This is a genomic window from Streptomyces sp. CB02058, assembly GCF_001905505.1.
In the GTDB taxonomy this organism is placed as follows: Bacteria; Actinomycetota; Actinomycetes; order Streptomycetales; family Streptomycetaceae; genus Streptomyces.
In genome coordinates, this window is sequence record NZ_LIPG01000002.1 from 255,430 (window position 1) to 278,079 (window position 22,650).

Consider the following 22,650-nt stretch of genomic DNA (forward strand, 5'->3'; position numbering starts at 1 on the left):
CTGACCCGGGCGCACCCGTCCGGCATATGCCAAGGTCAAGAGCTCTGGATCAAGGGTGAGGTCACAGCACCGCGCTCAGGAACTCGCGCGTACGTTCGTGCTCGGGATCGGAGAAGATCTTTTCCGGCGTACCGGACTCCACGACCCGTCCCGCGTCGAACATCAGTACCTTCTCGGACACGTCGCGGGCGAAGTTCATCTCGTGGGTCACACAGAGCATCGTGATGTCGGTGTTCCTCGCGATGTCGCTCAGCAGCTCCAGCACACCGGCCACCAGCTCCGGGTCGAGCGCCGACGTCACCTCGTCGAGCAGCAGGATCTCCGGCCGCATCGCCAGCGCGCGGGCGATGGCGACACGCTGCTGCTGACCGCCGGAGAGCTGGGAGGGATGGGCGTCGACCTTCCCGGAGAGCCCGACCATGTCGAGCAGCTCCCTGGCCCTGGCCTCCGCCTCGTCCCGGTCCATGCCGAGCACGTGGACGGGCGCCTCCGTGATGTTCTGGAGGACCTTCATGTTCGGGAAGAGATTGAACTGCTGGAACACCATCCCGATCTTCTTCCGGGACTCGCGCAGCTCCTTGTCGCCGGCGGGCTTCAGCGAGCCCGACGGCGTCCGCACATGCGTGAGCGGCGAGCCGTCGACCCAGATCACGCCGTCGCTGACCTTCTCCAGCGTCATCAGCAGCCGCAGGATGGTGGTCTTTCCCGAGCCGCTGGGCCCGATCAGCGTGACGTGCTCGCCGCGCCGCACGGTGAAGTCCAGCTCGTCCAGGACCACATGGTCCCCGTAGCGCTTGACGACCTTGTCGAAGCGGACGAGCGGCTCGACACCTGTGGCCAGGGTCTCCGGGGCCGCGTCCGCGGGTTCCTTGAGGGGGGCGGGTTCAGTGGCCAAGGCGCTTCTCCAGCTTTCTCATCAGCAGCGAGGTGGGGTAGCTCGCGACCAGGAAGACCAGGCCGGCGAGCGTGAACGCCTCGGTGTACGCGAAGTGGTCGGCCCCGTACTTCCGGGCCTCGAAGACCATTTCCTGCACCATGATCACGGCGAGGAAGGGGGTCTCCTTGAACATCGAGATCGCGTAGTTGCCGAGGGCCGGCAGCACGTTGCGCACCGCCTGCGGCAGGATCACGGCCTGCCAGGTCCGCCGGGGCGACAGCGAGAGCGCCCGGCAGGCCTCCCACTGGCCCTTGGGCACGCCGTCGATCCCGGCCCGGTAGACCTCCGAGGTGTACGTGGCGTAGTGGATGCCCAGCACCACGACGCCGATGGTCAGCGGCTCCACGGAGGTGAACAGCGCCGCCGCGCCGACCAGCTGGACCAGCAGCGGGGTGGCACGGACGAACTCCATCACCGCCTTCACGGGCATCGTCACCCAGCGGGACGGTGCCCGCCCGGCCACGGCGATCGCCAGGCCGAGCACCGCCGCGACGAGCGTGCCGAGCACGGTCGCGAGCAGTGTGACCCGGAAGCCTTCGAGCAGCAGGGGCAGGACGTCCCCGGCGGCATCCCAGTCGAATCCCTGGTTCACCGGGCACCTCCGGCCGTCGTCGCGGGTTCGGCGCTGCGGGACTTCAGGAGGGTCCCCGCGCCCGTGTGCAGGCCGAGCCGCCGCTTGGCGGACCGCTCCAGCAGATTCATCAGCAGGGTCAGCGCGTAGGCGAGCACGAAGTACACGGCCAGCAGGGACAGATACGCCACGAGCGTCTCACCGGTGCGGTCGCGGATCTGCTGGATCACGGTCATCAGGTCGGCCACCGAGATCAGCCACAGCAGCGGGGTGCACTTCAACAGCTGGATCAGCAGGTTGGTGAAGGACGGGATCATCTGCACCCAGGCCTGCGGCAGGATCACCTTCCGCATCCGGTGCAGGGGCGTCATGTTCAGCGCCACGGCCGCCTCGTACTGCGCGCGGGGCACGGAGTTGATCGCACCGCGCACGATCTCGGAGCCGTACGCCCCGTAGTTGAGGCCGAAGGCCACCACGCCGCAGAGCAGCGGCGACAGTTCGTACCCCGTCAGCTGCGGCATCGCGTAGTAGAGCCAGAACAGCTGGATGTAGAGCGAGGTGCCGCGGAAGAACTCCACGACGGTCCTGGAGACCCCGCGCACCAGCAGCAGCCTGCTGCCGGCGGCCAGGCCGAGGACGAACGAGAGGAGGAGCGCGAACAGCGCCCCGAGGACGGTGGCCTCGATCGTCACCCACAGGCCTGCTCTGACCTGGGGGAACTCATCGAGGAGGGTGGAGAAGAAGTCACTCATACGGTGTGGTCCGCTCTCGTCAGCCCTTGCACAGGTCGGCCGTCTTGAGCGTGGCCGGCGGAATCTCCGTGGCGCCGAAGCCGTACTCCTGGAGCAGGCCCACGTAGCGCGACTTGTCCGAGACGATCTTCTTGAGCTCGCGGTTGAAGGAGTCCCGCAGGTCCTCGTTGCCCTGGCGGAAGACCGCGCCGCCCGGGGAGAACTGCTGCACGCCGTCCAGCTCGGGCACGAAGGCCTCGGTGACCTCGGTGTCCGGGTTGGTCCTGGCGAGCCAGCGCAGCGAGATGCCGGTGAGCAGGAAGGCGTCGATCCTGCCGCCCTTGACGGCGTCCGCCCCGTCCTGAGGCTTCTGGAGCGTCTTGATCTTCCCCTCGGGGATGCCCGCGCCCTTGGCGTACGAGCCCTCGACCGCACCCGACATCACGCCGACGGTGATCCCGGCCGCCTTGGCCGACGCCAGGTCGGTGAGCTTCTTCGGGTTGCCCTTCTTCACCATCAGCGCCGTCGGGGAGATGAACTCCGGCTCGGAGAAGATGGCGTTGCCGCAGCGCTCGGGGGTGATGGCCATGCCCGCGCTCACCACGTCGTACTTGCCCGCCTGGAGACCGGGGATCAGCCCGTCCCACTCCGAGAGGGTGGGCTTCAGCTCCTTCACACCGAGCGCCTTGAATATCTCCCGGTGCAGCGTGGGCGCCTCGCCCTTGAGCTCCTTGCCCTCCATGTAGCCGTACGGCGCCTCGTTGGCGTACGCGACCCGGACGAAGCCCTGCTTGCGGAGCTTCTCCAGAGCGCCCTCACCGTCCGCGGCGCCGGCGTCGGTCTTGCTGCACGCGGAGAGCAGCCCCGGGACGACCAGAAGACCTCCCACAGCCGCCGATCGATTGAGGAAGCCCCGACGGGACAGGTGAGGGAAGTCAGCCATGGTTCGCAATCTCCTGGAGAAATCGGGGTGTCGAACAGTCCGGACAGGGTGAGCACCTGCCCGATCCAGGACTCTTATGCAGGTCGTCCCGCCATGTAACCCAACAGTGGCCGGAGGGTGACCTTTCCGTGTCTCAATGCGGGCGCAGGGCGACGACCGGTGTGCGGGGCGTGTTCCCCGAGGCGGACGGGTTCCTGGCCGGCCGTCGTGCGCGACCTCAGAGGGAGATGTCCGGAGAAGGTGCGTAACCCCGCCGTATGTCCACCACGTTGGGCAACGCCTCGCCGGCCGCCCAGCGTTCGAACATCGAGACGAACTGCTCGCCCAGCCGGTCCCGCCAGCCGGCCGTGTCCCCGCTCATGTGAGGGGAGATCAGCAGGCCGGGCACCTCCCACAGAGGGCTGGACGGGCCCAGTGGCTCCTCCTGGAACACGTCGAGCGCCGCGCCCGCGATCCACCGCCTGCGCAGCGCCTCGGCCAGGTCGTCCTCGACGGTCAGCTGCCCCCGGCCCACGTTGATGAAGTGGGCGGAGGGCTGGAGCAGTCCGAAGAAGCGCGCGTCGAACATCCCGCGCGTCGCGTCGGTCAGCGGGGCCGCGGCGACCACCCAGTCCGCACGGGAGGCCAGTCGGTCCAGGTCCTCGATGCCGTGGATGGTGCGCCGTGCCGTACGTCCCACGAGCGCCACCCGGACGCCGAGGCCGTGCAGCAGTCGCATGATCTCCCTGCCGATGGGGCCCGCGCCGACCACCACGGCGCGGCTGCCCGCGAGCCCCCGTGACTCCCGGTGGTGCCAGCGGTGCTGCCGCTGGAGGTCCAGGGTGCGGGGGAGGTCCTTCGCGAAGGCGAGCACCAGCCCGGCGACGTATTCGGCGATCGGCAGCTCGAAGACGCCCCGGGCGTTGGTCACGACGGTGGGGGACGCGGCCAGTTCCGGGCAGAGCAGCCGGTCCACCCCCGCGCTCGCCGTGTGCACCCAGCGGGGCCGGGGCCCGTCGCCCGGCCAGGCGTCGCGGACGGCGTCGGAGGTGAAGTCCCAGACGAGCAGCACATCCGCCTCGGGCAGAGCTCCGGCCAGGCTCCGCTCGTCGGTGTACCGGACCCGGGCCCGCCCGGTGAGCCGGCCCAGGCGCGGCCGGGGGACGGCGTCCAGGACGAGGATCAGGGGAGTGGTCATCAGGGGACACCACGCTCGCACCGGGGTACGCGGGCGTCAACAGGACCGTGCTGCCGTGGAGGAGAAACCGCAGGTCGGAGCTGTTGCGGAAGACGGTGTGCGGCCAAAAGGGGAATACTTGTCCCAGGCAGGGGCAGCGGTGACACGAGCGGCAGCAGGACATCCGGACGTACGGGAAGGATGGACATGACGACCGTAGGACTTCTCTACCCTGGCCAGGCCGCGGAGGACGACTTTCCGCGGATCGAGGTCATGCTCGACAGTGACATCCGAGTGCCGCTGTTCCACACCGAGGCCGACGAGGACTCGCGCACCGTCGAGGCCCTCCGCGCGGCGGGCGCCCCCGAACGGCTGGCCGCCGGTGTCGAGGAACTGCGCATGGCCGGCGCCGAGTCGCTGGTCTGGGCCTCCACGGGCGGCAGCTTCGCCTTCGGCTGGGACGGCGGGCACGAGCAGATCGCGTCCCTGGCCAGGGCCGCCGGGCTCCCCGCCTCCAGCGCCTCCTTCGCCTTCGTGCACGCGGTACGCGAACTGGGCGCGTCCCGGGTCGCCGTCGCCGCGAGCTACCCCGAGGATCTCGCCGCGCTCTTCGCCGGGTTCCTGGAGTCCGGCGGCATCGAGGTGACGGCCACCCGGGGCGGCGGGCTGATCAACGCCTCAGACGCGGCCGCGGCGGACCTGGAGCTCGTGAAGGAGCTGGCCGTGGCGGGCGACCACCCCGACGCCGAGGTGGTGGTGCTCCCCGACAACGCCCTGCACACCGCGGCACACGTCCCCGAACTGGAGGAGCTCCTCGGGAAGCCCGTGCTCACCGCGAACCAGGTGGCGGTCTGGGAGGGCCTCCGGCTGGCCGACCGCCGCATCTGGGCCCCCACCCTCGGCACCCTGTTCGCCACCCGCGAGCCCCCGCTGGGCGCCGCGGAGCCCCGGGGCATCGAGGTCAGGGAGTGAGGCCCGTCCCGTCATCCGTACGGAGCGGACGGCCACCCGGGGAATAAGCGGAGCCATCCTCCTGTTTGCACCCTCCGATACGCAGACGCAGCACCGGAGAGGGCCGAACACGTGGACGAGAACCGAGGCGACGAGATTCGCGGCACCGCAGGCGGAACGGCCCCCGTGCCCCTCTCCGTGCTCGACCTGGTGACCGTGGGCCAGGGGCGCACGTCGAGCCAGGCCCTGCGCACCGCCGTGGACATCGCCACGCTCGCGGAGCGGCGCGGCTTCCACCGCTACTGGGTCGCAGAGCACCACTCCATGCCCGGGGTGGCCTCCTCCTCGCCCGCCGTCATCCTGGCGAACCTGGCCGCCCACACCGAGCGGATCAGGCTGGGCTCGGGCGGCGTGATGCTGCCGAACCACGCGCCGCTGGTGATCGCCGAGCAGTTCGGCACCCTGGAGGCCATGGCCCCCGGCCGCGTCGACCTCGGCCTCGGCCGCGCCCCCGGCACGGACGGCGCCACCGCGGCGGCCCTGCGCCGCACCGACCGGCTGAACGAGGGGGCCGACGACTTCCCCCAGCAGCTGGCGGAGCTGACCCGCTTCCTGGACGACGACTTCCCCGACGGGCACCCCTACGCCCGTATCCACGCGGTCCCCGGACCCGTGCAGGCCACCTCGCCCGGCGGCGTCCAGTCGCCGTCCCGCCCGCCGATCTGGCTGCTGGGCTCCTCCGGCTTCAGCGCCCGGCTCGCGGGCGTGCTCGGCCTGCCCTTCGCCTTCGCCCACCACTTCTCGGCCCGCAACACCGTGCCGGCCCTGGACCTCTACCGCGAGTCCTTCCAGCCCTCCGCGGTGCTGGACGCGCCCTACGCCCTGATCGGGGTCGCGGCGCTGGCCGCCGACGACGAGCGCGAGGCCCGGCGCCAGGTGCTGACCGGCGCCCTGTCGATGGTGCGGCTGCGCACCGGACGCCCTGGCCTGGTGCCGAGCCCCGAGGAGGCCGAGGCGCACACCTTCAGCCCCATGGAGCGCGAATTCGTCGACGGCTGGCTGAAGGACATCGTCCACGGCACGGCGGACGAGGTCCGCGCCGGTCTGGACGACCTGGCCAAGCGCACCGGCGCCGACGAGCTGATGATCACGGCCAACGCGCACGGCGGCGAGGCGCGCCTGCGGTCGTACGAACTCATCGCGGACGCCTACGGGCTGCCCGACGCCGGCTGACCACCCGCTGCTCCGAGGGGCGTCTCAGCCCTCCGGGGGCCTGGTGCTGATCAGTTCGGCGATCCGCTCCGGTGCCACCGCGCGTGAGTACAGCCACCCCTGCCCGGTGTCACAGCCGATCCGGCGCAGCCGCTCCGCCTGGCCCGAGGTCTCCACGCACTCCGCGGTGACCGTGAGGCCCAGGCGGTGCGCCAGCTGCACCATGGCCTCGACGATCGTCTCGTCGGCCGGGCTGGGGTGCGTGCCGTCCTCGTAACGGAAGCCCCGGACGAAGGAGCCGTCCAGCTTCAGCACCGAGACGGGCAGACGGCTGAGGTAGGCGAGGTTGGAATAGCCGGTGCCGAAGTCGTCGATGGCGATCCGGACGCCCATGTCGCTGAGCGCCTGGAGCACCCGCAGCGGGCGGCCCGCCGATCCCATGACCGCGGACTCGGTCAGCTCCAGTTGCAGCAGCCCCGGTTCCAGGCCGGTCTCGGCGAGGATGTCCGCCACATCGGCGACCAGGTCGGAGTCCCAGACCTGGCGCACGGCGACATTGACGCTGATGAACAGCGCGGGCTCGTCCGGGTGTTCCAGCTGCCAGCGGCGGGCCTGGCGGCAGGCCGTGCGCAGCACCCACCGCCCGAGCTGGACGATGGTGCCGTCCTCCTCGGCGATCGGGACGAACCGGCTCGGCGCCAGCAGCCCGAACCGGGGGTGATTCCACCGGACCAGGGCCTCCACACCCCGTACGACCTCGTCGGCCATGCCGACCAGCGGCTGGTACTCCAGCGTGAACTCACCGCGTTCGACGGCCGGGCGGAGCATGGAGGAGAGCGCCTGCCGGGTCATCCGGTGCGCGTTGCGCTCGGCGTCGAAGAGGGTCCAGCGGGCCCTGCCGTCGGCCTTCGCCCAGTACAGCGTGGTGTCGGCGGCCTGCATCAGGGCGGTGGCCGACGTCCCCGTCGACGACCGCTCCACCACCCCGATCGAGGCGGAGACCGACAGTCGGTGCCCGGCGACGTCGAACGGCCGCTGGAGGGCCGTGAGCACCGAGCGGGCGAGATCGGTGAGCTGATGCGTGCCCGAGGAGTCCTCGACCAGGATCGCGAACTCGTCGCCCCCGAGGCGCGCCACCAGATGCCCGCCCGTGCGACGGCCGTCGGCCTCGGCGCAGTCGGTGAGCCGCCCGGCGACTGCGGCGAGCAGCCGGTCGCCTGTGTGGTGCCCCAGGGTGTCGTTGACCGCCTTGAAGCCGTCGATGTCCAGATAGCAGAGCCCGATCCTGCCCGGCGCGCCGTCCTGCTCGGGCGGGCTCTCCAGGGCGGTCGCGAGCCGCTCGAAGAACAGCGTGCGGTTGGGCAGCCGGGTCACCGGGTCGTGTATCCGCAGGTGGCGCAGCCGCTCCCGCAGTTCACGCCGGTCACTGACGTCGGCGACGGACAGCAGCACCCTGCCGGGACCGGTGGAGGGGACCGCCACCGGGGCCGCGGTGACCTCGGCCCACAGGGGCCGGCCGTCGGCGTGCTTGAGCCTCCGGGTGCACCGCAGCCCGGAGCGGCCGCCGTCCAGGACCTCGCTGTACGCACGCAAGGTGGCCCGGTCCGAGGTGAGGCCGACGAGATCGGCGGCGGGCCGCCCGGCCAGGGAGGCGGGCTCGGTGCCGAGCATCCCGCCCAGCGCGTCGTTGGCCCTGACGATCCTGCCGTGGTGGTCGACGACGGCCATCGCGAGCGCGGATGCCTGGAACGCGGCGCGGTAGTCGCGCAGCTCGGCCAGGACCGACCGCTGATGATCACTTTCGGTGACCTCTGGCGGCCCCGCGTCGGGGGCCGTGCCCGCCGAGTGCGTCGGCCCTTCGAAGGTTCCGCTCACCGCTCGCTCCCGCTGTGCAGATTGTCGTGAACAGATGTGGCCGGGCAGGGGCGTGGAGCGAAGCGCCGTGCCAGGGGCGGGAACCACGCAGGAAAGCGAGGTGAAGCATAGAGGGTGGCGCACCGGGCGTTCCAGCGCGTCCATCGTTTCGGACCTGTGGCACGCGCATGGCCCACGCCTTTCCACCGCCTGACATCGTTATGCCCTTTGCCCAGACATGATCGCTTCTGTGTTGGTCTGGTTAATTCGGATGTTCAGGTGATCGGTTGTGACTACCTGTGAGCGGGACGGGTGGGAGTCGTGCGCCCGCTGACCCGTGTGGGGCAGCACAACAGGGCGTGCGCCCCCGAATCGGCACAGGGTGAATGAGATGTCCCGCGTTCTCCAGCCGGAGGTAGATGTGCCGCGTCAGCACGGACCCGGGGGAGTCGGAAGGCCGAGTCTGCGCAGTGCGGCGGCCGCTCTCACCTCCCTCCTGGCGCTCGCCGCCACCGGACTCGTGGCCGGCCCCGCCGTGGCGGCCTCGCGCGACGCGGGACCGTGCGCCCTGCCCCGGACCGGGGCACACCACTCCCTCGGCCTCGACAGCTGGAACGACGCCTACCCGCGCCCCGACCGTGACCTCGACGCCGTCATGGTCTTCCTGTCGTTCCCCGACTCCGATCCCGTCGTGTCCCCCGAGGTGCTCGCCGCCGACTACTTCCCCTCGACCGCCCGTTTCTTCGAGCGCGCCTCGTACGGCGCCTTCACCCTGCGCCCCCACCCCCAGCGGCACTGGACCCGCATGCCGCGCCCGTCCACCTGGTACGGCATACAGCGCGACTGGGGTTCCGAGCGCCGCAGCGCCTATCTGCGCGACGCGATCGACGCCGCCGACGACCAGGTCGACTTCTCGGAGTACGACATCGTCTACCTCGTGGCCGACCCCGACGCGCCCGGCGTCGACTCCGACGCCACCAAGGTCGTCAACTTCGACCGCCCCCTGCGCGCCGACGGTACGGACATCAGGCGCGTCGTCACCGTCTTCGAGGAGCACCCGCCGGACCGGAACGTCCTCGCCCACGAGACCGGACACGTCTTCGACCTGGCCGACCTCTACCACCGCCCGGCGGACGGCAAGGGCGACTGGGACACCTACGTCGGCGACTGGGACGTGATGGGCAGCCAGTTCGGACTGTCCCCCGACCTCTTCGGCTGGCACAAGTGGAAGCTCGGCTGGCTGGGGGGCCAGGAGGTCGTGTGCGTGCAGGGCGCGGCCGACCTCACCCTGGAACCCATGGCCGAGGTGCCCGTGCCGGGAGCCTCCATCGGGACCCGGCTCGCGGTCATCAGGACCGGGACCGACAGCGCGCTGGCCGTCGAGGCCCGCAGTGCCGTCGGCAACGACCGGACGACCTGCACCGAGGGCGTGCTGATCTACCGCATCCGCAACACCACGCCGTCCGGCGGCGGCCCGGTCGAGGTCCTGGACACCCACCCCGAGTCCGACGCCTGCTGGGACCGGTCCGTCTATCCGCCCCTCGCGGACGCCCCGCTCCGCGAGGGCGAGCGCTACACCGTGCCGGGGGAGCGCGTCCGCATCGACGTCGCCGACCGGACGCGGTCGGGGGCCTGGACGGTCAGGATCACCACCGGCACCTGACCGGACCGAGTGGCTCCGGGCCGACGCAAGAAGCCCCCTCGCTTCCGCGAGGGGGCTTCTTGCGTCGGTGCGCCGTCAGGGACTCGAACCCCGGACCCGCTGATTAAGAGTCAGCTGCTCTAACCAACTGAGCTAACGGCGCCTGCTGACGTCGTAGACATTAGCACCCGGATCGGCGGGAGGAAAAATCGAACTCCCGGTGGTCGCCGGGGCCGCCGACCTGCCCACCCGCACACAGGCCCAGAGCAGTACGTCGGGGCCCGGCAGCCAGGGGTTGCGGGTGTCGGGGGCGACCACCCAGCGGGGCCCGCCGGAGCCCGCGCCGCCGGTCAGCGGCGGGACGGTGACCGCGTCCCCCGCCCCGTGGCAGAGCACGGGCGGCAGGGCGCCCAGGGTCGCCCGGGAGCCGTCGGAGCCCGTGCCCCACTCCTCCCAGGCCAGCAGGGACGGCAGTCGCTGGGCGGTGCCGGGGGAGGCGAACAGCAGCATCCGGCCCCGGTGCGTGGCGACCGGGCCCGAGCCGGGACCCTCCGCCCAGAGCTGCTCCAGCATGCGCCGGCCGAACAGGGCGGGGACGTTCACGATGTCGAACGAGGAGCCGCACGGCAGCACGCCGGGGGAGCCGGGGCGGGTCTCCCACTGCGAGAGCGTGCTGCGGGGGCAGGGCGAGGCGCCGGCCAGCCAGGCGGCCCCCGGTGCGGTGACCTGCGCGGCCCTGTCGTCGACCGCCCGGTTGTCGGCGCGGTCCCTCAGCAGAGTGAAGATGTCGACACCGTGGCGCGGGGCGGCACCGGTTCGCAGGGTCGTTTCGTCATTCAGCCAGGCGGTCATGGCGTCATGTCTACCAAGCGTGACGCTCCTGTTCCCCAGAGTTGCCGAAAGCCTGACAGGGCGGCATGTGAAAGAGTATCTTGCCCGGCGGCATATGCCAGAGGTGTACCTGTAGTGACGAGAGCCCGGCGCGAGGGAGCGGCCGACCCCTGCGCCGGGGCCGGGCGGTGGGCACCGGGGGCAGGCGTCGCCTCCGGGCCGGGGACGGGCTCGGGACGGGCTCGGGACGGGGCGCGATCCGGTCGGGGACGGGCTCGGGACGGGGCACCACCCTGTCGGGGCCGGGAGCTCAGGGGGCGGGGTCGCTCAGCAGGGACCGGCCGAACTCGATCATCTTCTTGGCGTAGTCCTCGGTCCACTCCGCACGCGCCGCTATGTCCGCGGGCGTGAGCCGGTCGAACCGGCGCGGATCGGCGAGCTGCGCCGCGGCCACGGCCTGGAACTCCACGGCCCGGTCGGTCGCCGCCCGGAAGGCGAGCGTCAGCTCCGTCGCGCGGGCCAGCAGCTCCTTCGGGTCGTCCATCGACTCCAGGTCGAAGAAGTGATCCGGATCGGCCGCCGCCTCCGACGGCTCGAAGAGCAGCGGTGCGGGACGCAGCCTCTGCCGCTCGTTCCGCTCGGGTTGTGCCATGTGGTGTTCCTTCCTCCGTCTTACGGCCGGACGGCCACCTTCCATTGTCCAGCCCGGCGTGGCGACCGCGCCCACGATCCGCAGCGGCGTCACGGCGCCCGGGACCTCCGCCTCCGGCGTTGTGGTCAGTCGTGATGGCTCCGCCATCACTCCCTCCTCCGCCTTGGATTCGAAGACCCCGGACACCGCTCCTTCTTCCGCTGCCGATCGCGGGTGCGGTCGCAAGAGCGCTGCCCAGGATCAGGGCGCCCAATGCACGCGGTGCTCGGAGAGATGGGCCAGAACCGCGTGGTTCGCCTCCCAGCCGTCGGGGAACTTGACCGTCACACCCAGCTGGACCGGCTCCGTCGACGGATGCTCGTCCAGCAGGTCGGCCACCCCCGCGCGGCACACCACGACGCACGCGTGCCGGTGCCGCGAGGCCAGGACGCACAGCCGGCCCGTCTCCAGATGGAAGGCCGTGGCGTCCGGGCGCCCCGATAGCGGATGAAGGACCACGGTCACATCGAACTCGCGGCCCTGGAGGCGGTTCGCCGTGTCCACCGCCACGCCCGTCACACCCAGCTCCGCCAGCGCCGCGCGCACCGCCGCGGCCTGGTCGCGGTGGGCCGTGCCGACCGCCACCCGGTCCGCCGTCACCGGGACCGGGCCGTCGGAGCGCTCGCTCGTCGCGGCCCCGCCCCGGTCCAGAAGCCTGCGGACCACCAGGGCCACCGCCCGGACCGCCTCGGGATCCGTGCGCGGGGTGTGCCGGGCCGGGAGCTCCAGCAGCCCCCAGCCGGACTCCGCGGCCTCGTCCAGCACCCGGTCGGGCCCCGAACCGTCCGACGGCACCCCGAAGGACAGCCGCCGGTCGCCGTGGTCCGTGCCGCTGCGGAACGGGGTGTACGGGTAGAACGCGTCCGAGACCAGCGGCGCGGCCGAGGCGGGCAGCCGCCACGACACCGGCAGCCGGTGCTGCGGAAGCTCCGGGTTGTGGGCCAGCAGCGTGGAGACGGCGCTCGCCGACGGGTCGTACGACAGGCCCGCCCACTGGTCGGCGCCCACGATCGAGAACGGGTCCAGCTGCCCCGGGTCCCCCACGAACAGCGCCCGCTCGAACAGCCCGGCCACGGCCAGCAGGGCGTCCGAACGCATCTGGTACGCCTCGTCGACGATCGCGTGTCCCCACGGCTCCACGTTCTTCACGTGCGCCCACTTCGCCGCCGTGGAGATGACGATGTCCAGCCCCGCCAGATCCGCCGCCTTCGCCGATTTCCGTACGTTGTCCAGGCCGTCCAGGACCTTGTCGTACGGATCGGAGTCGCTGCTGTGGAGCCGGCCGACCGGCAGCTCGGGCGCCTTCTCCGCGAGGCGCACCACCAGGTCGTCCACCTGGGCGTTGGTCTGCGCGACCACCATCAGCGGGCGTCCAGCGGCGGCCAGTTCCAGCGCGGCGCGCACCACCAGCGTCGACTTCCCCGCGCCCGGCGGCGAGTCCACCACGATGCCGCGCGCCGTACCGCGCAGGGTGTCGCCGAGGATCGCGTCGGTCGCCCGCGTCGCCGCGGCACCCGGGTCGAGAACGGCTGTCACAGAAGGTCCTCCGCGGTCACTGCGTCGGGCTGCTCGGGAAGTCCGCCGGCGCCCGGCGGGCCACCATGGGTCCACGGGGTGTTCTCCGGGTCCGGCAGCTTCGGGCCGCCCCGCTGGTCGTGCTCGAACAGCGTCCAGGCGATCCGGTCGCCCGGCTCGGGCACCGAACCGGGCGCGGGCTCCTTGCCCCGCCCCATCCGGTCCGTGATCCGCAGCACGAGGCCGACCGCGCCGGCCTCCGGGTCCTCGTCGGCGTACGCCACGAACTCCGCCGTCTGCGGCTTGCCGTCCAGCGAGCGGTAGACCTTGGTCCGCTCACCGAGATGCGGGCGCTCGGCGGTGAGCACCGTGACCAGCGGGCGCGGCGAGGGCCGCTTCGACTCGCTGTACGCCATCTCCACCCCGGACACCTCGCCGATGAACGCCTCGCCCGCCAGCCTGCGCCCCGCCAGCACCAGCGGATCGTCGAGCGCCTCCTGCGCCTCCAGCTGCGCCTGGGCCGTCTCCCGCGAGGCGAGCTTCTGCGCCGCCGTCACCGCGTCGTCCCGGCGCGGCTGCGGGGGCTCGCCCGCCCTCACCCGGTCCCGGTGGCCGGTGAAGGACCAGCGGTCCCTGGTCCAGCGGTCCTGCGCCCTGGCCCCCTCCGGCAGCTCCCTCATCAGGTCCAGTCCCCGCCACACCGCGTCCCAGGTGGGCCGGAGCACCCCCGCGAGCAGCCTTCCGATCTCCCGCTCGGCGATGGTCTGTTCTCCGAGCCGGGTGTCGAAGCCGAGGCCGTCCTCCGCGGCGGCCAGCGCCGTGCGCGCCCGGTCGAACCGCTCGATCGCCGGCGCCAGCAGCCTGTTGTCGAACGCCGGGTCCGTCGCGGGCCCGGCCGGCGGGCAGATCAGCTGGCCGGCACCGTCCCGCTCCAGCTCGGCCCGGCGCGCGGCCTCGGCGCCGGACTCGCCGTCCGGCGGGTCCACCCACGCGAGCAGCGCGCCGAGATGCTGGTCCTCCAGGCTGCTCTGCCCCGTCGCCCAGTGGCGGTTCAGCAGATCGGTCGCGGAGAGCAGCAGCGAGGAGCCGGGCACCCGGGCCCGCTCCCCGTAGTGCGTCAGCCAGCGGCCGAGCAGCGGGACCCGGGCGGGCGCCGGATACGGCGTGTCCGGGTCGTCCTCCGCGGTCCGCCGGAACCGCATGGACCGCCCGAGCAGCCGTACGAAGTCGATGCCGGCCCTGCTGGGCACGATCAGCTGGGCCGCGTCCGTGCACAGCTCGACCTCGACCTTGGTCTTCTTGCCGGTCCCGGGATCGACCTCGTTGCGCTCGGCGGGCTCGACGACATCGGCGTAGGACTCGATGTGCGGCAGCACCGCCTCGGCCAGTTCCGCGAGGAACGCGAAACGCAGATCGCGGTCGCGCGGCTGGGACACCGCCAGCAGCCGGGGTGACTCGCGGTCCGTCCCCACGAGCGCGCCGAGCGGCGCGCCCGCCTCACCGGCGGTGGTCAGCGGCACCAGCACGAGCGGCCGGTCCGTCAGATGCCGGTGGCGCACGGTCGCCAGCGGCTGGGCCCGCCCGCTGTCCACCGCCTCCAGCCGGGCCAGGGTGCTGATCAGAGACACGCCCGCTCCCCGCTCACGCCGTCCAGGGCCTCCGCCCGCAGGGCGGCGGCCCTGCGCAGCGCCGCCACCGTCGGGTCCGAGGGGTCGCCCTCCTTGCCCGCAGCCGCGGCCAGCACCCCCTCCACCGTCGTCAGCCCGCCGAGCTCGCCCCGCACACTGCGGCCCAGCGACTCCACCGCGCCTTCCGAACGGGCCTTCGCCCGGCAGTGGAAGGCCAGCTCGCACGCGGCCAGGCACTCGGGGGCGTACGCCGCGGGGACCGCGTCGACGGCGGTGCCGAGGTCCTCGGGGGAGCAGCCGGGGTCGAAGGTGGTGCCCTCGGGCAGCGCCGCCGCGATGTCCTCGACGCGGGTCAGCCTCGTCAGCTGCCTGCGGGTGACGGCGCGCTGCTTGCGCACGTCCACGACGGAGGCGGTCGGGAGGTTGGAGAAGTCCTTCGGGCAGACCAGCAGGACCTTGTGGCCGACCTCCGCGCCCTCGGTCACCGCGGCGATCCGCTCGAGGGCGAGGACGTAGACCGCGGACTGACGGGCCGCCGCACCGACCTTCGCCGCGTCCGCCGAGCCGTCGATCATCGGGAAGGACTTGATCTCGACGACCGTCCAGGTGCCGTCGGGGTGCACCACCACGGCGTCCGGCTCCAGGTAGGCGGGCGAGCCCGCCACCTCCAGGGCCAGCATCGGGTGGTCCAGCAGCGCCCAGCCGCCCGCCGCCGTGGCCTCGCGCAGCGCGAGGGCCGTGCGGGCGGCGCGGCCCTCGGGACCCGCCGCCGTCAGATCGGGCACCGAGGCCCCGGTGGGGGCGTCGGCGCCGCCGCCGAGCCGCTCGGCCAGCAGCCGCAGCAGCTCCGTGCCGCCGTCGGCCTTGACCTTCGCCTCGAAGGCGTTGCCCCGGACGAACGCGAACTGCGACTGGCCGAACGCGGCGGGGGAGCCGAGCGCGGTGGCCAGCACGGCCTTGTCGACGCCCGCGCCGTCGAGCAGGGCGCGGCGCCTGCATCCCGGGTTGGCGGCGAGCGCGGCCAGCGCGCGTGCGTCGAGCGGATGCGGCGCGACGGACGGACCGCGCAGCTCAGCGAGCCGCTGCCGGAGCGTCGTCGCTGGCTTCGGCAGCCGAGCCGGTGCTCGCGTCGCTGGAATCTGCGGAGGGGGTCCGCTGGCCGGGGATTCGCTCACCCGTGGAAGTCTTGCATCCGTCACTGACAATCGTGGACCTCATGGGAACGGCGGACGCGGGAACCCGTGTGAACACCGCCCTCGCCCGGTCCTTCACCCGGTCCGCGATCCGCATGAACGGCCTGGTCAGCAGGGCACCCACGGCCATCACCGCGGCGCCCGCCACGGCGTCGAGGAAATAGTGGTTGGCCGTGCCCATGACCACGAGCACGGTGACCAGCGGATAGGCGACGCCCACCGCGCGCACGAGCGGGTGGCGGCCGTGGCGCCACAGCAGGACACCGCACCACACCGCCCAGCCGACGTGCAGGCTCGGCATCGCCGCGTACTGGTTGGTCATCCCGCTGAGTCCGCGCGGGGCGCTCGCGCCGGCACCCCACCAGCCGTAGTCGCTGTACTGGGCCATCGTGTCGACGAAACCGTGGTGGGCGTCCAGCAGCCGGGGCGGGCAGGTCGGCATCAGCGTGAAGCCGACCAGGCCGAGCAGGGTGGAGGTCATCAGCCAGGTGCGGGCCGCCCGGTAGGCGGCGGTGCGCCGCCGGAAGATCCAGACCAGGACGGCGGGGGTGACCAGGTAGTGCAGGGAGGCGTACGCGAAGTCCGCCGGTATCCCCAGCGAGGGGTGGGCCGTCAGGAGCCGGTTGAGGGGGTGCTCGGCGTTGATGTGCAGCGCCTTCTCCAGGCGGAGTATCGCGAGCCCGTGCTCCACGGCCCCGGGTATGTCCTCCCGGACGAGCAGCCGGCCCATCGAGTACAGCCCGTACACCACCGCGATCAGTGGAAGCTCCGTCCACCAGCGGGGCCGGTGACCGGAGGACGGTGTCGCGGCGGTGGCGTGCGGCATCCGGTAGCTCTCCCCATGTTCATGCGGTCGACGGCGGGCGTTCAACCGTACGGTGGTCGTATGCCCGGAATCCTTCTGGGGCCGCCTTCCCCGCGGACGTGCCTGGTCATGCGCTGAGAGGGACGCGGACGCCGCCCCGCAGGTTGCCCGGGGGGTGGGTGCGCGATGATGGAGCAGGGTCTTCCGCCTGCACCGGTCCCCAGCCGGCTGCCCGCGTTCGCCACCCCGCAGCTGTCCCGGACACCGCTGTCCCGGACCCATCAGATCCTAGGGTCCCCCGATCATCGGATCTCAGTATTTTCAGGGAGAGCCGTCATGGCACCGCGAATCCTGCTCGCCCGGCATGGCCAGACACAGTGGTCCGTCCAGGGCAATCACACCGGCAGGACCGACATCCCCCTTCTCGACGCAGGCCGCGAGGGAGCCAAGCTGCTCGGCGAGCGGCTGCACCGGGAGCCCTGGGGCGGGCTGCCCGGGGTGGAGGTGCGGACCAGTCCGCTCGTGCGGGCCTCCGAGACCTGCGCCATCGCGGGCTTCGGCGACCGCGCCGAGCCGTGGGACGCGTTGATGGAGTTCGACTACGGGGACTACGAGGGGCTCACCCCGGCGCAGATCAAGGCGGACCGGCCGGACTGGCTCATCTGGCGCGACGGGGTTCCCGGGGGAGAGACCCTGGCCGAGCTCTCGGCCAGGGCGGACGAGGTCGTCGCGTGGGCGCGCTCGGCCGACCGCGACGTGCTGGTCTTCGCGCACGGGCACATCCTGCGGGCCCTGGGCGCGCGCTGGCTGGGCGAGGACGTGTCCTTCGCCGCGCGCATCCGCCTCGAGCCGACGTCCCTCTCGGTGCTGGGCTGGGCGTACGGACTCCCGGCCCTGGAACGCTGGAACGACACCGGCCACCTGGACCGCTAGGGTCCCCGGCCGGTCCGGGACCGGCTCACGGCCCTTGTCCGGTCCGCGGTGAGGACCCGGGGCGGCCGGACCGGGACCGGCTCGCGATCCCGGTGCGGTCCGCGCGGAGGACCCCGGGGCGGCCTGGGCCGGGCGGGACCCGGGGCGCGGTGCCTCGCGCCCGCCCCGGCCCGGGCGGTGCCTCGCGCACGCCCCGCCCGCATCCCTCAGGTCAGGGGCGGGAGCTCGTCGTAGCGGTCCAGCAGGGCCGTCACCTCCGGGCCGCCCCGGGGCCTCAGCACCCGTACCGCACTCGCGAGCATGCCCCGGATGCGGGAGGACTGGACCCGGTCCAGCAGGTCCAGCACCTGGTGGCCCGCCGTCGCCGCCTCGTCGGCCGAGCCCGACCTCGCCAGATCGCCCGCCAGCTGTGCCCGGTACAGCGCGAGGTTCCGCGTGAAGTGCGGGTCCTGGAGCCGGGTAGCCCTGCGCGCGTGCCGCGCGGCCCGGGGCCAGTCGCCCAGGGCCGACCAGCACTGCGCCTCCAGCAGTTCCAGCTCCGCCTCCCGGAAGAAGGTCATCCACTCCGGGTCCGCGTCGCGCTCCCCGCGCTCGAACGCCGTACGCGCCCGCCCGATCGCCCGCTCGCAGCCCGTGCGGTCCCCGAGCCACGCCCGGCCGCCCGCCTCCCGCAGCGCCAGCAGGGCCAGCAGCCGCGGCGAGCCGAGCGGCCCGGCCACCCGCTGCCCCGCCTCGGCCGCGCGTACGGACTCCCGGGCCCGGCCGGTGTCGCGGGCCAGGAAGGACGCGTTGCAGAACGCGTGCGCCTCCAGTGCGGCGTCCCCGGCGAGTCGCGCCGTCGCGAGCGCCTCCGCGTAATGGGAGCGCGCGTCCTCCGTGCGCCCCGAGTCGTGGGCCAGCCAGCCCACCGAGATCGCCAGCTCCCCGGCGCCCGCGTGCAGCCGCTCGGTGGTGCCGCGGCGCGTCGTGGTTCCGCCGTCGAGCAGGGCGTACGCCGCCCGGAGCGGCTGGGACGCCTGCCGGTAGAGGCCGTCCGCGCCGTGCCGGTCGTCCAGCAGCCGGATCTGGCGCACGGCCTTCTCGACCGCGCTCACCTCGGCCTCGCCGACCCGGCGCTGCGCGGGCAGGGTGAGGGGGCCCGCGACGGCGGAACCGCCGCCCAGGCCCAGGGACGCGGACGCCACCGTGGCGGTACCGCTGGTCATGAACACGCGACGCAGCACGTCGCTCTCCTCGTCGATGTCACGGTCGAGCGTGGGGGGTGTGGTGGAAAGGGACAGGGGTGCCGTGCGGGCCCCCCGGCCGCGCACGCTCTCGCGGGAGGAGAAGCCCAGGTCCTCCAGGCTCGCGCCCGGAAACATGTGCAGGAACACCCGTTCGTACGCGTAGTTGGGGCAGCGGATCTCGCCGGACTCCACGCGCCCGATGTACCGGGCGTCGCACGCGACCTGTTCACCGATCTCGCGTGCGGCCCTGCGGACCGCGGCCGCGAACTCCCCGGCGGAGCGCTGTCCGCGCAGCCGCCGGAAGACGAGGTTGGGAACTGCCCGTGTCGACACCATGGCGGGGCCCTCTCTGGTGCAGCCGGGCTCCTGCTTCCGGTGTCCCGGCGGAGCAAGAACGTACCGGCTGTGACACGGCACACAGACAGCGTTTGGCTATAAATCAGACATCTCACCCGTGATCCGCCATGAACTGCCACCCTTTGCGGCGGCGTGCCGCCGTAGCCCTTGACGCCGTCGGCGCGTTGGTCCATGAGGAGGCGGGGGCGTGGTCCCGCCTCAAGACGAGAGGAGGGGTTCCCTTGCCTCACATGGGCCCGGAAGCCACACCGTGCGACCTGGTGACCGTCCCGGCACGTCAGGGCCTGGAGGCCGTGGACATCCTGCGCAGGGGGGCGGACAGCGAGGCCGTCGGCCCGGTCCTGCACGACGGGGCCTGTGCCGTCCTCGGTTTCGTCGTACCGTCCGGCACGGCCGCGGCATGGGACGTGCCCGGCAGCGCCTGTACGGAGACGGACGGCCGGGGCTTCCGCGTCCCCGCCGATCCGCCCGTCATCGGCGGAGGCTGGCTCCTGCCGCCCGCCGCCGAGGCCCCCGTCACCGACCCGGCCGTCCTCAGGGCCGCCCTCGACCAGGCCGCACGGCTCATCGAGGCGGCCGACAACTGCCGCTGAGGCCATAATGGCGGGGTGGGCGGATCTCCCGCCCTCGTCGGTTCTCCCAGGCAGCCGGCCCGAACCGGTGAGCGAGGACGAGCGCGCGTGGCACGTCGAGGAGCGGCTCGAGGAGCGAGCGAGGGCAAGCGCTCCGAGCGCCGGCAGGAGCCCGTCTCCGCGACGGTCGACGGCGGCCTCGCCGAGCTGGTGCCCGACCGCGAGCGCCCGCGCGCCTGGACCCTGCTGCTGGACGGCGCCCCGCAGTCCCACGTGGACCTGGACGACCCCTCGTACCTCTCGTTCGAATACCAGCGCAGGCTCGGCCATGTCATCGACCTCGCCGCGCCGCCCGGCCGGCCCCTCCAGGTGGTCCACCTCGGCGGCGGCGCCTTCACGCTCGCCCGCTACGTCGCGGCGAGCCGCCCCCGCTCCACCCAGCAGATCGTCGAGATCGACGCGGCCCTCGTGCAGTTCGTGCGGCGGGAACTGCCGCTGGACCCCGGGGCCCGGATACGAGTCCGCTCGGTGGACGCCCGCGCCGGACTCGGCAGGGTCCAGGACGGCTGGGCGGACCTCGTCGTCGCCGACGTCTTCAGCGGTGCCCGCACCCCCGCGCATCTGACCTCCGCCGAATTCCTCGCCGAGGTGCGCAGGGTGCTGAAGCCCGGCGGGCAGTACGCCGCCAACCTCGCCGACGGGCCGCCGCTCTCCCATCTGCGCGGCCAGATCGCCACCGCCGCCTCCCTCTTCCCCGAGCTGGCCCTGGCCGCCGATCCGACGGTCTGGCGGGGCCGCCGCTTCGGCAACGCGGTGCTGGTCGCCTCCGACCTGCCGATCGCCACCGCGGAGCTGACCCGCCGGGTCGCGGGCGATCCGCATCCCGGCCGCGTCGAACACGGGCGCGCGCTCTCCGACTTCACGGGCGGCGCCGCCGTCGTCACCGACGCGGGGGCCAAGGCGTCCCCGGCGCCGCCGCCCGGCACCTTCGGCTGAGCCGCCCGCGGTGACCGGATCGACCGGACGTGCGATGGCATGCTCCGGCCTGTCCGGTTCCTGACAGCACCGCCCTGTGCCGGAGCGGCGGGTTCGGCGTTTTCATGGGGGTCGCGACGACGCGGAACCGGCTGAGCCGTTCCTGCCGCGCGAGCTCTCCGCGCCTTCCGGTACGGAGACGATGTGCCACCGGCCGGACCGTCCACGGAACGCGTGCCCGAGCTCGGCCCTCGTCAGATCGGAGTACCTGATGGTACGTGCCCAACGCTCCGTGGATCCTTGCATCGTCCTGGTCGGCGCGACCGGTGCGCTCGGAGCCGCCGTCCTCGAACTCATCGGGGAACACCGCATGCGGCACCGGGAGATACGGCTCGTGGCCTCGGCGCAGTCGGCGGGCCGGGAGATTCCCGTCGGCGGACGTACGAAGACGGTGCACGACCTGGAGGACTTCGACTTCGCGGGCGCCGACCTCGTGCTCTTCTGCGCGAGCGAGTCGGTGAGCCGCCGGTGGGTGCCCGTGGCGATGGCGGCGGGCGCACTGGTCGTCGACGCCTCCGGTGCCTTCAGCGCGCACCCGGAGGTCCCGCTGGTCGTCCCCTCGATCAACGACTGCCTGCTGGCCGACTGTCCGGAGGCCGTCGCGGTGCCCAGCGGGATGACGGTGCCGCTGACGCTCCTGCTGCACGCGGTCGAGCGGTGGCGGGGGGTGCGCCAGGTGGTGATGAGCACGTACGAGTCCGCCTCCGGGCTGGGTCACCAGGGGGTCGACGAACTGCTGGAGGGCAGCGAACTGACGCTGAGCGACCCGGGGGCGGAGCTGCCGGCCGACCGCTTCCGCCCCGCCCTGGCGTTCAATGTCGTACCGGCCGTGGACCGGCTCCTGGAGGACGGGGCCAGCCGTCAGGAACGGCGCCTCGTCGAGGAGACGCAGCGGGTCCTGGGGCTGCCGGACGCGGAGGTGGCGGTGACCTGTGTGCGGGTTCCGGTGGTCAGCGGGCACGGGGCGACGCTCTTCGTGGAGACCGGCGACCCGGTGGACCGGCAGGGGCTCGTGGAACTCCTGGCCTCGCTCCCGGACTTCGTGGTGCACGACGACCTCGTGGCCCAGGACGGCCGGGTGATGCACGGCGACGTCGTGTCGCAGGACGGCCAGGTGGTGCGCGACGGCCGTGTGGTGCGCGACGGTCAGGTGATGCGCGACCTCGTGACGCACGACGACCTCGTGACGCACGACGACCGTGTGGCGTACGACGACCGTGCGGTGGACGACCGTGTGGCGTACGACGGCCCCGCGGCGCGCGCCGCGATCGTGCTGCGCGACGGGAAGGCGCCGGGATCGGTCCCCACTCCGCTGACGGCCGGCGACCCGGACCGCTTCCACGTGGGCAGGGTGCGGGTGAGCCCGCACACGTCCCGGGGGTTCCTGCTGTGGCTGGTCTTCGACAACCTGCGCGCGGGAGGCGCGTCGACCCTTCTGCGGATCGCGAGGATCGCGCTCGCCTCCCGCGCGTCCGATGAGCGGCTGAAAAGCAGCCCCTGCTGAGGCGGACCTCCGCCCGCCCCGGACGCGGCCGCGCTAGTACTGGGCGGCAGCGGCCGAGGTCGTCCCCTCGCCGGGGGTGTTGGGCACGGAGTCCCATTTGTCGTCGGCGGTCGTGACGACGGCGGATTCCGGACCTGCCGGGACGACGGAACCGCCGATAACAGCGAGACCGATGGAACCGGCAATTCCGGCCATCAGGAGGGGGGCGACCAGGGAACGGATCTCAAACCGGCGATTGTTCGCCATTTTCTTTCTCCCTCGATTCGATTCGTTCGACAACTCGCGGTACCCGTTCTTCGGGACGTGAAGAGCTTGCCAGCCAAAGTCGTCCCGATCCCGACCCATTGGGTGTCCTATGATGGC

21 protein-coding genes and 1 tRNA gene are annotated in these 22,650 nt (G+C 72.7%); 7 read left to right on the forward strand and 15 right to left on the reverse strand.

The window, feature by feature from the left end; genetic code table 11:
- Positions 1 to 61 precede the first annotated feature (61 nt).
- The 5 genes from ehuA to AMK10_RS08450 form a co-directional block, all read right to left on the reverse strand.
- Positions 62 to 895 (reverse strand): ectoine/hydroxyectoine ABC transporter ATP-binding protein EhuA, encoded by an 834-nt coding sequence (gene ehuA / locus AMK10_RS08430; protein WP_073746546.1) that lies wholly within the window; start codon positions 893 to 895, stop codon positions 62 to 64.
- Positions 885 to 1,529, reverse strand: a complete 645-nt coding sequence (gene ehuD / locus AMK10_RS08435) for an ectoine/hydroxyectoine ABC transporter permease subunit EhuD (RefSeq protein ID WP_073746548.1) — start codon at positions 1,527 to 1,529, stop codon at positions 885 to 887. Before ehuD ends, ehuA begins: the two co-directional genes overlap by 11 nt.
- A complete protein-coding gene (gene ehuC / locus AMK10_RS08440) occupies positions 1,526 to 2,260 on the reverse strand; it encodes an ectoine/hydroxyectoine ABC transporter permease subunit EhuC (RefSeq protein WP_073746550.1) in 735 nt (244 codons plus the stop codon). The genes ehuD and ehuC overlap by 4 nt, the downstream gene beginning before the upstream one ends.
- Before the next feature lie 19 nt (positions 2,261 to 2,279).
- Entirely contained in the window at positions 2,280 to 3,182 is a 903-nt protein-coding gene (gene ehuB / locus AMK10_RS08445) for an ectoine/hydroxyectoine ABC transporter substrate-binding protein EhuB (RefSeq protein WP_073746552.1), read from the reverse strand.
- A 217-nt stretch (positions 3,183 to 3,399) separates the two neighbouring features.
- Complete coding sequence (locus AMK10_RS08450) at positions 3,400 to 4,359, reverse strand: D-2-hydroxyacid dehydrogenase (protein WP_073746554.1); 960 nt, start codon at positions 4,357 to 4,359, stop codon at positions 3,400 to 3,402.
- A 186-nt stretch (positions 4,360 to 4,545) separates the two neighbouring features.
- Here AMK10_RS08450 and AMK10_RS08455 point away from each other — a divergent pair, with 186 nt between their 5' ends.
- Positions 4,546 to 5,310 (forward strand): maleate cis-trans isomerase family protein, encoded by a 765-nt coding sequence (locus AMK10_RS08455; RefSeq protein ID WP_073746556.1) that lies wholly within the window; start codon positions 4,546 to 4,548, stop codon positions 5,308 to 5,310.
- A 111-nt stretch (positions 5,311 to 5,421) separates the two neighbouring features.
- Entirely contained in the window at positions 5,422 to 6,522 is a 1,101-nt protein-coding gene (locus AMK10_RS08460; RefSeq protein ID WP_073746558.1) for an LLM class flavin-dependent oxidoreductase, read from the forward strand.
- 24 nt (positions 6,523 to 6,546) lie between these two features.
- Here AMK10_RS08460 and AMK10_RS08465 read toward each other — a convergent pair whose 3' ends face one another.
- The gene (locus AMK10_RS08465) at positions 6,547 to 8,376 is read right to left on the reverse strand and encodes a putative bifunctional diguanylate cyclase/phosphodiesterase (RefSeq protein ID WP_073746560.1); all 1,830 of its coding nucleotides are present in this window, start codon (positions 8,374 to 8,376) and stop codon (positions 6,547 to 6,549) included.
- Between the two features lie 400 nt (positions 8,377 to 8,776).
- Between AMK10_RS08465 and AMK10_RS08470 the strand changes: the two genes are divergently transcribed.
- The gene (locus AMK10_RS08470; protein ID WP_073746562.1) at positions 8,777 to 10,018 is read left to right on the forward strand and encodes a M6 family metalloprotease domain-containing protein; all 1,242 of its coding nucleotides are present in this window, start codon (positions 8,777 to 8,779) and stop codon (positions 10,016 to 10,018) included.
- Between the two features lie 68 nt (positions 10,019 to 10,086).
- On the opposite strand, the gene AMK10_RS08475 is transcribed toward AMK10_RS08470, so the two are convergent.
- From AMK10_RS08475 to AMK10_RS08505, 7 genes are all read right to left on the reverse strand, one after another.
- A tRNA-Lys gene (locus tag AMK10_RS08475) sits at positions 10,087 to 10,160 on the reverse strand.
- Positions 10,151 to 10,849, reverse strand: a complete 699-nt coding sequence (locus AMK10_RS08480; protein WP_073746564.1) for a hypothetical protein — start codon at positions 10,847 to 10,849, stop codon at positions 10,151 to 10,153. Before AMK10_RS08480 ends, AMK10_RS08475 begins: the two co-directional genes overlap by 10 nt.
- Before the next feature lie 289 nt (positions 10,850 to 11,138).
- Positions 11,139 to 11,480 (reverse strand): hypothetical protein, encoded by a 342-nt coding sequence (locus AMK10_RS08485; protein WP_073746566.1) that lies wholly within the window; start codon positions 11,478 to 11,480, stop codon positions 11,139 to 11,141.
- A 240-nt stretch (positions 11,481 to 11,720) separates the two neighbouring features.
- The gene (locus tag AMK10_RS08490) at positions 11,721 to 13,055 is read right to left on the reverse strand and encodes an AAA domain-containing protein (RefSeq protein WP_073746568.1); all 1,335 of its coding nucleotides are present in this window, start codon (positions 13,053 to 13,055) and stop codon (positions 11,721 to 11,723) included.
- Positions 13,052 to 14,662 (reverse strand): hypothetical protein, encoded by a 1,611-nt coding sequence (locus AMK10_RS08495; protein WP_073746571.1) that lies wholly within the window; start codon positions 14,660 to 14,662, stop codon positions 13,052 to 13,054. Before AMK10_RS08495 ends, AMK10_RS08490 begins: the two co-directional genes overlap by 4 nt.
- On the reverse strand, positions 14,653 to 15,837 hold the full coding sequence (locus AMK10_RS08500; protein WP_073746573.1) for a hypothetical protein: 1,185 nt from the start codon (positions 15,835 to 15,837) through the stop codon (positions 14,653 to 14,655). The genes AMK10_RS08495 and AMK10_RS08500 overlap by 10 nt, the downstream gene beginning before the upstream one ends.
- Complete coding sequence (locus AMK10_RS08505) at positions 15,734 to 16,681, reverse strand: phosphatase PAP2 family protein (RefSeq protein WP_073746575.1); 948 nt, start codon at positions 16,679 to 16,681, stop codon at positions 15,734 to 15,736. Before AMK10_RS08505 ends, AMK10_RS08500 begins: the two co-directional genes overlap by 104 nt.
- Before the next feature lie 315 nt (positions 16,682 to 16,996).
- Here AMK10_RS08505 and AMK10_RS08510 point away from each other — a divergent pair, with 315 nt between their 5' ends.
- A complete protein-coding gene (locus tag AMK10_RS08510) occupies positions 16,997 to 17,593 on the forward strand; it encodes a histidine phosphatase family protein (protein ID WP_073746577.1) in 597 nt (198 codons plus the stop codon).
- Between the two features lie 206 nt (positions 17,594 to 17,799).
- Here AMK10_RS08510 and AMK10_RS08515 read toward each other — a convergent pair whose 3' ends face one another.
- Positions 17,800 to 19,155 (reverse strand): transcriptional regulator, encoded by a 1,356-nt coding sequence (locus AMK10_RS08515; protein ID WP_073746579.1) that lies wholly within the window; start codon positions 19,153 to 19,155, stop codon positions 17,800 to 17,802.
- Between the two features lie 251 nt (positions 19,156 to 19,406).
- On the opposite strand from AMK10_RS08515, the gene AMK10_RS08520 reads away from it, so the two are divergent.
- From AMK10_RS08520 to AMK10_RS08530, 3 genes are all read left to right on the forward strand, one after another.
- Positions 19,407 to 19,769, forward strand: coding sequence for a hypothetical protein (locus AMK10_RS08520; protein ID WP_241839528.1), 363 nt, complete (start codon positions 19,407 to 19,409; stop codon positions 19,767 to 19,769).
- Between the two features lie 87 nt (positions 19,770 to 19,856).
- Positions 19,857 to 20,744 carry a spermidine synthase gene (locus tag AMK10_RS08525; protein WP_073746583.1) on the forward strand — a complete coding sequence of 296 codons (888 nt, stop codon included), beginning with the start codon at positions 19,857 to 19,859 and terminating at the stop codon, positions 20,742 to 20,744.
- 271 nt (positions 20,745 to 21,015) lie between these two features.
- The gene (locus AMK10_RS08530) at positions 21,016 to 22,287 is read left to right on the forward strand and encodes an aspartate-semialdehyde dehydrogenase (protein ID WP_158070867.1); all 1,272 of its coding nucleotides are present in this window, start codon (positions 21,016 to 21,018) and stop codon (positions 22,285 to 22,287) included.
- Between the two features lie 33 nt (positions 22,288 to 22,320).
- Here AMK10_RS08530 and AMK10_RS08535 read toward each other — a convergent pair whose 3' ends face one another.
- Positions 22,321 to 22,533 carry a hypothetical protein gene (locus AMK10_RS08535; protein WP_073746587.1) on the reverse strand — a complete coding sequence of 71 codons (213 nt, stop codon included), beginning with the start codon at positions 22,531 to 22,533 and terminating at the stop codon, positions 22,321 to 22,323.
- Positions 22,534 to 22,650 lie beyond the last annotated feature (117 nt).